The sequence below is a fragment of the Arthrobacter sp. 2RAF6 genome (assembly GCF_052115205.1).
Classification (GTDB): domain Bacteria; phylum Actinomycetota; class Actinomycetes; order Actinomycetales; family Micrococcaceae; genus Arthrobacter.
Genome location: NZ_JBFRGF010000070.1, coordinates 1 through 11598 on the forward strand (window position 1 = coordinate 1; position 11598 = coordinate 11598).

The following is an 11598-nucleotide window of genomic DNA, read 5'->3' on the forward strand; positions in this document are numbered from 1 at the left end:
CTGCAACGACAACGGCACCTGGACCCAGTTCAGCGCCGACCTCACCGCCTACAAAGGCCAGACCATCACCCTCTGGTTCAACGTCCACCTCGACGGCTCCAGCCCTGCGGATGACACCTGGATGTACCTCGACGACGTCACCCTCACCAACGGCTAACCGTACTAGCGCGGTTTGTAGACGTCGGAGCGGTGTTCGATGCGGTGGATGTACAGGATGTGCTCTTCGATGTCGAGGGTGAACAGCACCCTGTAGTCACCGCGCCGCGCCGTCCGCAGACCGAGCAGTTCGCTCGTAAGGGGTTTGCTCAGCCGATGAGGGTTCTCGGCCAGTGCGCCGGTGACGAATTCGACGATCGCGGTTGCTGCTTTCTCCGGCAGCCGCCTGAAACCCTTCAGTGCCGGGGTGGTGACCTCTACGTTCCACGGTGCGGGACCATTGGATTCTACGTCCGTCACCGCGGTGGCAACCCGAATTCACGGCGGAGGTCTTCGCCGCTGGTCGTATTGCCCGCGACGATGTCGCGCCGGGCCTGGTCAAGGTCTTCGCGGATGCCTGGCTGTGATAGCCAATGGATCGTCTCCTGCAGGGATTCCAGGTCATCGGCGGACATCAGTACGGCTGATGGGTGCCCGTGCCGGGTGATCTGGATGATCTCGTGCGTGGTGTCTGCTTCCTCCACGAGGGCAGACAGCTTGTCCTTGGCTTCGCTGAGCGGTACCGTTCTCATGCTGGGAATTATAGCCTGATATCAGGCCACTCACTAGCCGGACTTTTAGCCGGATTCAACATCGTCTACGAAAAGTCCGTCGAAACCCCGTACCCGGTCCGGACGACGGTGGGCTCGTTCCTGGGCGACTTCCTCGTCGAGATCGATGTGGTCGCCGCCGCTCCCGCGTTGGCGTTTAGCCGTTCCTGGTGGCGGCGAACATGCGGCGAAGCGTGAAGAAGCAACCCAGGGCGCCGAAGAGCAGCGCCATGAAGAAGTCGCCCATGTACCCCTTCACGAAATTCGGATTGTTGGCCAGGTTGTAGTTCATCAGGTCCCACGGCTCGGAGCTGGTGATCAGAGACAAGGGTTGGCTATTGATGTATTTGGCAGCGTCCAGCCAGACTCCCGCCACGAAAGACAAAATCGCGGTGGCAGCTGTGATACCCGCTATCACCCACACGCCTTTTCGGCTCAGCCCGCCAGCTCCCATCACGTAGAAACGGGCCGCCATCGCGGCAGCGGCGAAGGTGACGAGCGAGGACATCCAGCCAAAATTCCAGATGACGAGCCAGAGAACGACGCCGATCGGGATGGCCGGGAGTGCGAACAGGGCGCCCCTGCCTACGTTTTCGGCGGTTCGTATCGAGGGAGCGGGTGGCCATGCTGTTGCCTGGGCCTGGTTTGCCTCCGGATGCCAAGAGGGAATCTGCGCGCCGGGGGCGTCCATTCCGTACCCAGGCGCGGGACGCTGCGTGGCGCCGTATTCGTTGCTACCGGGCTGCGTGTTTTCCGGCAGGTTGGTGCTTTCGGTCATGTTTCCCCCAATGTGGACCGCTGCGACTGTACGGAACATCCTTGCACGCGCCAGCGGAAATTCGCCAGCGTTTGTAGCTAATAAATGCGTCGGCGATTCGAAGCCGCGGGGGAGAGCCTGGGGCGGTCGTTTCTAGCTGGTTTCGAGGATCTTCTTGAGGTTCTCCAGGTCCTTGCGCGTGGCCGTGCGCATCATTGGCGCCATGACGATGCCTGCAAGGGCGGAGAACCCGGAGGGTTCACCTGTGTTGCGGAGGGTCATGCGGGTCGCGCCATTCTCATCGGACCAGGTGTAGGTAGTCCGCATCGGGAAAGGACCTTGGCTTGTACGCATGGTGATTTTCTCGCCTGGGACGAGCTCGGTGAATTCGTAGACATAGTCCAGATTTCGGCCCAGGAATCGTGCGGTGAAGGCAACCCGGGATCCGACCGCCAGCGGCCGCGGGGTCTGCCACTGTGCAGATCGTATGTTCACATACCAGACGGGAGCGTTGTCCGGGTTGGAAGCATAACTTGCTACGATCTCGCGGGGCCGCTGGATCAGTATTTCGGTCTGGACGTTCACCATGTCCCCAACTATCGCCGAACGCGCCTACCGGGGGTAACCCGCATGGAAGGAACTCACGGCAGATTATCAGAAGCGTCGGGACGGTAATCGGCCTCTTCGGCACGCGGTTCCATCTCCACGTAGTAGATAGCCCCTGCGCCAGGGGCGTGGAGGCGGTGTGGTGCATGACGGGTTGGCCGGTACTCGTGTCCGAAGGGATCGCGCACAGTGACACGTTCAAGGTGATCCAGCCGCGCGAGGAGGCCATCGATGTCCTTGAGCGTCGCAGGATGGGTCTCTTCTCCCGCTACATCCAATACCCAAGGGGAACTGGTGGCGCTGCTGGCGAGTTCCAGGCTCAAGGTTTCAAATATTCCAGCCAGAAGGGCATCGAGCGTTGTGGGGTAGAGGCGGAGTAATCGATGCGCTTTCGGTTCGCGACGCCGGTCGTTGATCCAGGTCTGGCGGAGCCACGTGAATTCGACTCGGCCGAACGAGGACCCCAGGGTCAGCTTCCGGCCGTCCTCCAAGGTCAAGTGGAAGTTGTTGCCCGCCCGGTCCAGAATGCTGGCTGCTTCGTCAACGTACTCAAGGTCTTCGAGCATGGCCGTTTTGGACGGGTAGTACGTGAAATCACCGAGCTCATCGACAACGACGTAGTCTTCGGGAGCCGCGCCGGCAAGCGCGGAATCGTGTGCCGTTCCTTGGTTGAGGGGAGTGCGTTTCATGGTGGATTCAGCTCCTACGGAGGGTCAGCCCAAAGCCCGAATTGACTATCTTCATCAGACCACCAAACCGAGCGGCCGTCGTCGGTCCTTAATGGTTTCCTTACGCGGACAGGAGGAAAACTTAGCGCGCTCCTTACGGGTGAAGCGGTGGGACGATTGACTCATGGAGAATCGTGCCTACGGTTCCCGCGTTTACCGTGCAAGTACGCGGCTGGTGGTCATGGTCGTCTTGAGTGTGGCGGCCGGGCTTGCCACCGCAGCAGCGTCTACTACGAAGGGGTCGACGGCGGCATCGGCTTCAACCAGGAACGCCCACCTTGCTACGTCGATTTCGCGTACCTCGCCTTCACCATCGGAATGACGTTTCAGGTTTCGGACACTGATCTCCAAACGTCCCATATCCGCGGAATCGCCTTGCGGCAATCTTTGCTGTCCTACCTCTTCGGCGTGCTTGTCTTGGCCACCACGATCAACCTGGTTTCCGGGCTGATCCACTAGGACTGGTACTCCTGCGGACGGCAGAGATCGCTGACAGTCTTGTCAGGCAGCTGAAGAACTGTTCCTCGTCCGAGGTTGCTGTCATGATCGAAGGAATCCTCCGCCACGACGCCGACGCGGAGATTGACCCGGTGCTGAGCAGGCCGAAAAAGTTGCCAGATTACGGGATGTAGAGACCAAGAGAATGCTGGCTCTTTCGTCCTATGGCTTGGAAATGATCGGTGGGCTGACGTAGAAGTGCAAGTCTTCCGCAGCCTGACGCCCTGTCCGGCCGACTGATGCCCTGGACTGCGTGGGTCGAACCGTCGAAGCAGGCCAAACGGGGTTCAGCGGACCGCTGCCCTTGCCCTCGGCGGACGCTAGTTCTGGTTTGGAACTCCTTCTGCCTGCCTAACGGGGTGCGGTGTCACCGTTCGCGTGCCATTTTCGTCATAAATCAGCTGTTTGCCGCGTCTGTTGGGTGTTTGTCCAGCCGACATGTAGTTTGCTCTCAGTATTCCGTGCTTTGGGGGAACGGCCTATTCATGCGGGGCGTCGGAAAGGTGGTTGACGGGGTGCGGAAGCGAGCGTCATATGGGAGTACAGGACAGCAACACCGGTTCACCTCAACCTTCTCTTCAGTGACTGTCTCCGTAAGAAGGACGCAAACGAATGTCGCAGGAAGCGCTTCCGTGGTTCGCCAGATTCATACCGATGCTTATTTTCGTTGCTGGAGGTGTGGGAATCTATTTGTTGGCCAAGCGCCGCAAACCGGTGTCCTATCCTCCTGGCCGGGGGCTGCGGCTATTCGACAAAGACGGAAATGAAGTCAAAGGACCACTCAGGACTGTGACGGCCGTCGTCTTGGTCATCATGTTGATAGCTGTCTTGGTTGCTGTCATTCTCCCCTTCACGTCCTGGTAGGGGCGGCTTGTGAAAAAGTGAAATATCCGACGCTAAGGTTTTGCCGGGCGTCGTAACGGCCTGTATTTGCCGGGTTTGATGTGGTTGGCGCGTGGCCAGGTGTAGTCGCCGGTGAGGTTGATGTGTTCCCAGCCCAGGGGTGAGAGGAACCGTAGGAGGTCCGGGTCGATGTTACCGCCGTCGCTGGTCAGGGTGGTGATGGTGCGGTCCACGTAGACCGTGTTCCAGAGAATGATGGCGGCGGTGAGAAGGTTCAGCCCGCTGGCGCGGTAGCGCTGCTGTTCGAAGGAGCGGTCGCGGATTTCGCCGAGCCGGTTGAAGAACACGGCCCGGGCCAGGGTGTTCCGGGCTTCGCCCTTGTTCAGGCCGGCGGTGACTTTGCGGCGCAGGCCGGGGTCCTGGAGCCAGTCCAGCAGGAACAGCGTCCGTTCCATTCTCCCGAGTTCACGCAGCGCGAGGGCGAGCCCGTTTTGGCGGGGGTAGGCGCCGAGCTTGCGCATCATCAGGGACGCGGTCACGGTGCCGGTTTTGATGGACGTGGCAAGGCGTAGGATCTCGTCCCAGTGCTGGGCGATCGTTTTGGTGTTGATGGTGCCGCCGATCAGCGGTGCTAGGGCCGTGAGTCCTGGATCGTTGGCGGGTGTGTAGAGGCGGGTGTCACCGATGTTGCGGATCCGTGGTGCGAACCTGTAGCCGAGCAGGTTCATGAGGGCGAAGAGGTGGTCGGTGAATCCGGCCGTGTCGGTGTAGTGTTCCTGGATTTGAAGTTCTGATTCGTGATAGAGCAGCCCGTCCAGGACGTAGGTCGCGTCGCGGTCACCTACGTTGACGAGTTTGCTGTGGAACGGCGAGTACTGATCCGAGACGTGCGTGTAGACGAGCCGGCCGGGTTCGGCACCGTACTTCGGGTTCACGTGCCCGGTGGACTCGGCTTTGCTGCCGGCACGGAAGCGCTGGCCATCGGAGGAAGAGGTGGTCCCGTCTCCCCATTGTGCGGCGAAGGGGTGGTTGTGCTGGGTGTTGACCAGTTCCGCCAGTGCGGCGCTGTAGGTTTCGTCCCGGATGTAGGAGGCCTGGTGGCGGTCCAGCTGGGCGTACGTGACGCCGGTGCAGGATTCGGCCATCTTCGTCAGTCCCAGATTGATCCCATCGGCGAGGATCGCGGTGAGAAGAAGCTGCCTGTCCTTGGAAGGCTGGCCGGATTTGAGGCTGGTGAAGTGGCGGGTGAATCCGGTCCAGCTATCGACTTCCATCAGCAGGTCGGTGATCCGGATCCGCGGGAACATGGCGCTGGCCTGGTCGATCAGTGGCTGCGCGTGCGTGGGGACGATCGTCTCCAGCGGGGTGATTTTCACGCCTTTCTCGGTGAGCAGCACTCCGGGGAGTTCATCTCGGGACGCCAGCTGGTTCACTTCCTTCAGCCGCTCCTGGAGGAGGGCAAGCCTGCTCTCGAGGTAGTGAGCGCTTCCGTCGGCTGTGGTCAGCGGCAGCTTCCCGGCGTTCTTCATGCCGGCGTAGTCAGCACTGGCAAGAAGGTAGTCATCGAAGTCGCGGAACGTTCGTGATCCGGTGACCCACATGTCCCCGGAACGCAGGGCGTTCTTCAGTTCCGCGAGGGCGCAGAACTCGTAGAATCCCCGGTCCAGGCCGTTGTCCGTGAAGACCAGCGGCTCCCACCGGGGTCGGATAAACGAGGTGGGGGCGTCCTCGGGGACCTTCCTGGCGCCGGTGGCGTTCAGGGTGCGGATGACGTTGATCGCGGCCAGCAGGTCCTGTGCCGCCGGTGCGGCGTGGAGGTCGAGAACGGCAAGGAACGCCGGCGTGTAGCGGCGCAGCGTGGTGAAGTGAGCGCTGACGAGGGCGAGGTGATCTTCCAGGTCCGGCCGGGTCAGTTCCTTGGCCTGGGCGATGCTTTCGGCCAGGGATTCCCAGCCGATGGTTGCTTCGATGGCAGCGAAGGGATCTTCGCCAGTTTCCTTGGCTTCGAGGAGGGCCTCACCCAGCCTCGAGTGAAGGCGCATCATGGCTGCGACGGTGAAACGGGATGCCAGGGTGGCCTGGTTTTGTTTGTTCTGCGCCGTCCGGATGAGGCGTCCGATGATCCGGTCGTGCAGCTCGATGATTTCGTCGGTGACCGTTGCCATGCTTTCCACTGCCATCGCAAAGAGAGTCGCGTACCGGCGCGCCGGTTCAAACCTGGACAGATCCGCCACGGTCATCGAAGCACCCTCACGGGCAAGCTTCAGCAACCTGTTCCGGTGAACCAACCGGCCCGCCGCCCAGGGAAGATCCAGCGCACGCCAGGTAGTCAGCCGGTCGATGTGCTCGCGCATCGCACGTGCGTTGGGGCGCAGCGGTGCTTGCCGCAGCCAGCCGATTTCGGTCAATGAACTATCGGGGCGGCGGAGCAACAACCCATCCAGGAGTTTCCGGTGCCCGACCGAAAGCTGTCCGCCCAGGGTGGCGTAAATGGTCCGGTTCGCCCGGGTCAGGGCCTGCGCGCAGGCCCTTTCAATGATCCTGACCCCGGGAATAGCGATCTTCTTTGCCCGCAGGAAGTCCTTCGCGGCCTCGACCAGGAGCATGCCTTTGTCTGTTTGCGCAGCCACGTCGCCCACATCCTCCACGAGCCGGCGGAAGTCTGCAATTCCGAACGCTGACATGCCCAGATACGCGCGAATCTCTCTTCCGTGCTCCTGCCGCGTTTCCTCACGTGTTCCATACTCGTCCCAGGCCTCGGATGAAACGGCCAGACGGGATGCCAGCCAGGAAACGACTTCACCGGGCACGTGGATGTCTTCGGCCAGCGGGATGCCCGGGTGGCGCAGCAGACACAGCTGGACGGCAAAGCCCAGCCTGTTCGCGTCTCCGCGCCGCTGGCGGATCAGCGACATATCCGCATCACTGAGCGTGTAATGGGCCGCAATGTCCTCCGCTTCAGTGGGCAGTGCCAGGATCTGGCTACGCTCGGCAGCCGTGAGCAAAGAACGCAAAGCCACGTCAGACGTCCTTACCTGCCATGCCGCCGTGCCCGGCGGACATGCTGCCGTTCTCCTGTGACATGCGATGCCCGTCGTTCATGGTTTCGCGAGGTGCCGGTAGATCGTGGGCCGGGTAACACCGAATTCCTGGGCGATGTGCTCGACCGTATGCGCCCGCTTCCCGTCGGGGCCCTTTTCTTCGTACATTTCTCGGGCCAGCTTGATCTGGCGGGGCCCGAGTTTTGGTTTTTGTCCGCCGGTCCTGCCCCGGGCCCGAGCGGCGGCGAGCCCGTCACGGGTGCGTTCGGACATCAGGGCGTGTTCGAACTCGGCGATCGAGCCGAGGATCTGGAAGAACATCCGCCCCATGGCTGTGGACGTATCGATGGCCTGGTCAAGGACGATCAGGTCCACGCCTCGTTCCTGCAGCGTCTTGGACAAGTCGATGAGGTTTTCCAACGACCGCCCGAGCCGGTCGAGCTTGGTGACGACAAGCTGATCGCCTGCCCTGTTGGCTGAGAGCAGGGCCTTGTCGAGTTCGGGCCTGCGGGCCAGTTCCCTGATGCCGTGTCGAGGAAAATCTGTTCACAGCCGGCAAAGGTCAGCGCATCGTGCTGGGCTTCGGGGTGTTGATCATGGGTGGAAATTCGTCCGTAACCGACTCGCATGACCAAAACGTATCACCAACCCCGGTGGACGTTACATAGGCGCGTACACGCGAAGCATTACAAAACCCGCTCCGCGATTCCGCGCCTTCCGGAACACGCCTTGAAGTGTATCGCGAACGATCGTATAGGTACGCCCGGTCGCAATGATCAGCCTGGTGTATTTATTTGAAAGCTTCGGATCCCGATCAGGCCAGGGATCTGCACGGGGTACAGGCTGTAGAAGCTGGTGATGCCGTTGCCCAGTTGTCCGTCGAGGTTGTCTCCCCAGGCGCGGACTGTTCCGTCGGCTAGTAGGGCGTAGGCGGCCCCGTTGGCGGCGGTCAGGGATTGGACGTCGGTGAGGCCTTCGACGTGGACGGGAGTGCTGCTGATGGTGCCGAAGTTCGCTGTTCCATTGCCGAACTGTCCGGCCTGACCGTCTCCCCACGCGCGGACCGTCCCATCAGTGAGTAGCGCAAAGGTGGTGCCCGAGTCGCTAATGACTGAGGCGACTCCGGTGAGTCCGGTGACCTCGGTGGGAGTACTGATGTCGGTGGTGGTGCCGATGCCCAATCGTCCCCAGAAGTTGCCTCCCCACGCGCGTAACGTCCCATCATTGAGTAGCGCGAAGATGCTGCCGCCGTGTTCGGTGATGGTTTTCACCCCGGTAAGCCCGGTGACTTGGACGGGGGTGTTGCTGCTGGTGGTGGTGCCGTTGCCGAACTGCCCACCATCGTTCCGGCCCCAAGCGCGGACCGTTCCATCGGCAAGCAGCGCGTAGGTGGCGGTGTAGCCTGGGACGATTTTTGTGACGTCAGTGAGGCCGGGAACCGGGACAGGGGCGTAGGCGTCGACGGTGGTGCCGATACCCAACTGACCGAAGCCGTTGCTTCCCCAAGCGCGGACTGTCCCGTCGTTAAGCAAGGCGAAGACTGCGCCGCCGCCGTCGGCGAGTGCGGTGACGCCGGAGAGACCCGGGACCTTGAACGGAACGGCTGAGTTGTAGCCGGTGCCGGTGCCGAGCGCCCCCCACAGGTGGCCTCCCCACGTGCTGACCGTGCCATCCGCATGCAAGGCGTAAGCGGAGCCGTTGTTGGCAATCAAGGATTTGACTCCGGTGAGGCCAGCAACCTGGACCGGCGTGGGGCGGTCGGTGGCAGTGCCGTCACCGAGGCGACCGGCGTTGTTGTCTCCCCACGCACGGACAGTTCCGTCTGCCAGCACGGCGAACCAGGCGCTGTCGACCCCGGTCAGCTGGGTGACTCCGGACAGGTCTGGCATCCGGGCAGCTAACGAGTTGCCGTTGGGTCCACCCCACGTCCACACGGAGCCGACCGGGCTTCCGGGGAGGTAGTAGCCGGAGACGTCGGCGATCAGATGGGTGGTGCCTGAGGAGCGGTTGAAGAGCGTGACTTTCCCGTCAGCACCGACCGGGACTGTCACGGAGTTCGGCACCGTCTGGCCGGTGGCGAAGTTGAGGTTGGAGGCATTCGGGCGGGTAGTGCCGGACGGGAAGGCCGTGATGAACCCGAAGGAGCTTGGGTTGGCTACGGTGAGGTTGAACGTGACGGCCGAAACCGATGCCGGGATCCCGGAAACCCCGCCGACCTGGAAAGACACGGTCGAATCCGGGCCGACTGCGGCCGTGCTTCGGGTGTCAAGCATCCGGGTCGGGGCCAGTGGTGCGAAGGCACCCGGGACGGCGGGACCGCCCGAGAGGTAGTAGCCGGAGACGTCGGCGATCAGATGGGTGGTGCCTGAGGAGCGGTTGAAGAGCGTGACTTTCCCGTCAGCACCGACCGGGACTGTCACGGAGTTCGGCACCGTCAGGCCGGTGGCGAAGTTGAGGTTGGAGGCATTCGGGCGGGTAGTGCCGGACGGGAAGGCCGTGATGAACCCGAAGGAGCTTGGGTTGGCCACGGTGAGGTTGAACGTGACCGCCGAAACCGATGCCGGGATCCCGGAAACCCCGCCGACCTGGAAAGACACGGTCGAATCCGGGCCAACTGCGGCCGTGCTTCGGGTGTCAAGCAACCGGGACGGGGCGATCGGCACCATCGCACCCGGATCCACCGGAGCTCCTGACCCACCGAATGCTGCAAACCGCGGGAAAGTCGCAACCACTGCGTGAGCCGGTCCCGGCACTGATATACCCGTCGCTGCCAACACCAGCCCCAGAACAGCAGCAAACACGAGCAAAACCGCAGAACGACCCGCTCCCCGTCCGGACCCCGCAAACCGAGCACCACCCATGCCAAACCCCCATAACAGTAGAGACCAAACAGCGAGGCCGTGCCGGGCGCCCAGATCCCCTTCACAGCGAGCAGAACATACCACGGTCTGCCCATATGGCATCAACAGTAACTTGGGTCTACCGGCAGTATCGAAAGTACTGCCTCTCGCCCTCGGCTGTGAATGCAACCAAATCCGACAAATTCACACCACTCCGACGGAAGCAGAACCCTTAGCGTCGGCTATTCCACTTTTTCACAAGCCGCCCCAGATCAGCCCCCGCCCAGTCGACTGAATCACTGCCCAGGGGGGACCTGATCCTGCAAGGGATCGGGGTTGCTCCAGGTGCCCCGCTTGTCTATGCAACCAACGTCTCACCTCAGGCCGCGGCAGCCGAGGCGGCCAGGACTCTCAGCATGCAGGCCTCGGTGATGCCTGAAGCCGGTGGCATCGCCTCCGTGGCTCTGAGTCGATTGGGAGACAACATCGAAGGGAAGGATCCCGGACCTATCAGCGGCGATGACTTCCTCATGATGGGCATGGGCGTTGTCCCCGGCGGGGGCCCCTTAGGCGAACTTGGCAGGCTCGGCAAAGCCGCAAAATCCGCGGACGAGCTTGCTCGCTTTGGTCGAGGGTGGCGTGCCACGAGTTTCGGTGACGAGGCCTCGAGCTTCGAGTATCATTTCGGCAAGCACGGCGTCGAGACCGGCGTAACGCGAGAGCAATACGCGCAAGACGCCCTGAACTGGGCCCGGAACCCAGAAGGGACAGGGAAAGCGATTCAGCTCAAGGACGGGACCGAAGGCCTCCGCTACCGAACACCAGGTGGCGGCCCCGGCGGCATCACTGACCGAGACGGTAACATCATCACGTTCTGGTACCGATGACAATGAGCAACTTCGAATCAGTAGTTCGGGAATGGCGGGAAGCACCGTTCCCGCGAGGGAGCGCGATCGACGCCTTGGACGAGGCACACGCTGACTTAGCGTTATACGACACTTGGGTGGCCGAGTCCGTGATGCCATACATCGATCGGGGCATCTGGGAGCCGGCTGTCCCAGACGTTCTTGGCGCTCTCGATGAGTTCACTCGCCAAGTTGACGAATTGCGCGCAACGGGCACCGAGGACTTGGATGCCGCTTCCGGCTACCTTGCCTATGCCAAGCTTCTCCGAGCCGTGTATGTCGCCTTCGTGCAGGAAGGGCGACGCCCGTGAACCGTCGGCTTCAAGTGATCGTCGTTCCAGATCTCGCCCACCCAGTAGCAACTGGCGGTCGACGACGGGTCGGAGAATCAGACCTTCAGAGTTTCAGGACCATCGACGACGCCGTCACACGGCGCTGGGCATTCTGTTTTCCGGAGGGCTGACCATGAGTGGCTTGGGGATAGGGTAAGAGATAACCCTCGTGTTCCGGGGTTCCTTGGTTGGGCTGCGAGGGTCCATTCCCCACGGTACTAGGGCGTTCCCGTTCCTTCAGGTGCTCATCGGCGTTTTGATTCAACTTCAGCTTTTGTGAAGGGGTATCGTGAAAGTCGAGG

At 61.9% G+C, this 11598-nt stretch carries 12 protein-coding genes and 1 pseudogene; 3 read left to right on the top strand and 10 right to left on the bottom strand.

What is annotated here, in order from left to right; translation table 11 throughout:
* Positions 1-162 precede the first annotated feature (162 nt).
* The 5 genes from AB4Z38_RS25110 to AB4Z38_RS25130 all read right to left on the bottom strand — a co-directional run bounded on the left by AB4Z38_RS25110 (position 163) and on the right by AB4Z38_RS25130 (position 2798).
* Complete coding sequence (locus AB4Z38_RS25110) at positions 163-456, bottom strand: type II toxin-antitoxin system RelE family toxin (protein WP_441432235.1); 294 nt, start codon at positions 454-456, stop codon at positions 163-165.
* The gene (locus tag AB4Z38_RS25115) at positions 453-728 is read right to left on the bottom strand and encodes a type II toxin-antitoxin system Phd/YefM family antitoxin (RefSeq protein WP_441412309.1); all 276 of its coding nucleotides are present in this window, start codon (positions 726-728) and stop codon (positions 453-455) included. The genes AB4Z38_RS25110 and AB4Z38_RS25115 overlap by 4 nt, the downstream gene beginning before the upstream one ends.
* A gap of 175 nt (positions 729-903) precedes the next feature.
* Positions 904-1524, bottom strand: coding sequence for a hypothetical protein (locus AB4Z38_RS25120; RefSeq protein WP_441432236.1), 621 nt, complete (start codon positions 1522-1524; stop codon positions 904-906).
* A gap of 132 nt (positions 1525-1656) precedes the next feature.
* Positions 1657-2091: an SRPBCC family protein gene (locus AB4Z38_RS25125; protein ID WP_441432237.1), complete on the bottom strand. Its 435-nt coding sequence runs from the start codon at positions 2089-2091 to the stop codon at positions 1657-1659.
* 53 nt (positions 2092-2144) lie between these two features.
* On the bottom strand, positions 2145-2798 hold the full coding sequence (locus AB4Z38_RS25130) for a hypothetical protein (RefSeq protein ID WP_441432238.1): 654 nt from the start codon (positions 2796-2798) through the stop codon (positions 2145-2147).
* 147 nt (positions 2799-2945) lie between these two features.
* On the opposite strand from AB4Z38_RS25130, the gene AB4Z38_RS25135 reads away from it, so the two are divergent.
* Complete coding sequence (locus tag AB4Z38_RS25135; RefSeq protein ID WP_441432239.1) at positions 2946-3296, top strand: DUF1345 domain-containing protein; 351 nt, start codon at positions 2946-2948, stop codon at positions 3294-3296.
* Between the two features lie 935 nt (positions 3297-4231).
* On the opposite strand, the gene AB4Z38_RS25140 is transcribed toward AB4Z38_RS25135, so the two are convergent.
* The 4 genes and pseudogenes from AB4Z38_RS25140 to AB4Z38_RS25155 form a co-directional block, all read right to left on the bottom strand.
* Positions 4232-7198: a Tn3 family transposase gene (locus AB4Z38_RS25140; RefSeq protein WP_441432240.1), complete on the bottom strand. Its 2967-nt coding sequence runs from the start codon at positions 7196-7198 to the stop codon at positions 4232-4234.
* A gap of 78 nt (positions 7199-7276) precedes the next feature.
* Positions 7277-7744 carry a recombinase family protein gene (locus AB4Z38_RS25145; protein WP_441432245.1) on the bottom strand — a complete coding sequence of 156 codons (468 nt, stop codon included), beginning with the start codon at positions 7742-7744 and terminating at the stop codon, positions 7277-7279.
* 41 nt (positions 7745-7785) lie between these two features.
* Positions 7786-7848, bottom strand: a pseudogene (locus AB4Z38_RS25150) (recombinase family protein); the annotation flags it as partial.
* A gap of 147 nt (positions 7849-7995) precedes the next feature.
* A complete protein-coding gene (locus tag AB4Z38_RS25155; RefSeq protein WP_441432241.1) occupies positions 7996-9900 on the bottom strand; it encodes an RCC1 domain-containing protein in 1905 nt (634 codons plus the stop codon).
* A gap of 575 nt (positions 9901-10475) precedes the next feature.
* Between AB4Z38_RS25155 and AB4Z38_RS25160 the strand changes: the two genes are divergently transcribed.
* Both AB4Z38_RS25160 and AB4Z38_RS25165 read left to right on the top strand, forming a co-directional pair.
* Positions 10476-10946 carry a hypothetical protein gene (locus AB4Z38_RS25160; protein WP_441432242.1) on the top strand — a complete coding sequence of 157 codons (471 nt, stop codon included), beginning with the start codon at positions 10476-10478 and terminating at the stop codon, positions 10944-10946.
* Positions 10947-10948: 2 nt separating this feature from the next.
* A complete protein-coding gene (locus AB4Z38_RS25165; protein WP_441432243.1) occupies positions 10949-11275 on the top strand; it encodes a hypothetical protein in 327 nt (108 codons plus the stop codon).
* Positions 11276-11360: 85 nt separating this feature from the next.
* Here AB4Z38_RS25165 and AB4Z38_RS25170 read toward each other — a convergent pair.
* Positions 11361-11598: hypothetical protein (locus AB4Z38_RS25170; protein WP_441432244.1), on the bottom strand; the 238-nt coding region annotated here is incomplete at its 5' end.

Bases quoted from the DNA above. Each gene is read 5' to 3' on its own strand.
- AB4Z38_RS25115 (WP_441412309.1), bottom strand. From the start codon at position 728: ATGAGAACGGTACCGCTCAGCGAAGCCAAGGACAAGCTGTCTGCCCTC.
- AB4Z38_RS25120 (WP_441432236.1), bottom strand. From the start codon at position 1,524: ATGACCGAAAGCACCAACCTGCCGGAAAACACGCAGCCCGGTAGCAAC.
- AB4Z38_RS25125 (WP_441432237.1), bottom strand. From the start codon at position 2,091: ATGGTGAACGTCCAGACCGAAATACTGATCCAGCGGCCCCGCGAGATC.
- AB4Z38_RS25130 (WP_441432238.1), bottom strand. From the start codon at position 2,798: ATGAAACGCACTCCCCTCAACCAAGGAACGGCACACGATTCCGCGCTT.
- AB4Z38_RS25160 (WP_441432242.1), top strand. From the start codon at position 10,476: ATGCAGGCCTCGGTGATGCCTGAAGCCGGTGGCATCGCCTCCGTGGCT.
- AB4Z38_RS25165 (WP_441432243.1), top strand. From the start codon at position 10,949: ATGAGCAACTTCGAATCAGTAGTTCGGGAATGGCGGGAAGCACCGTTC.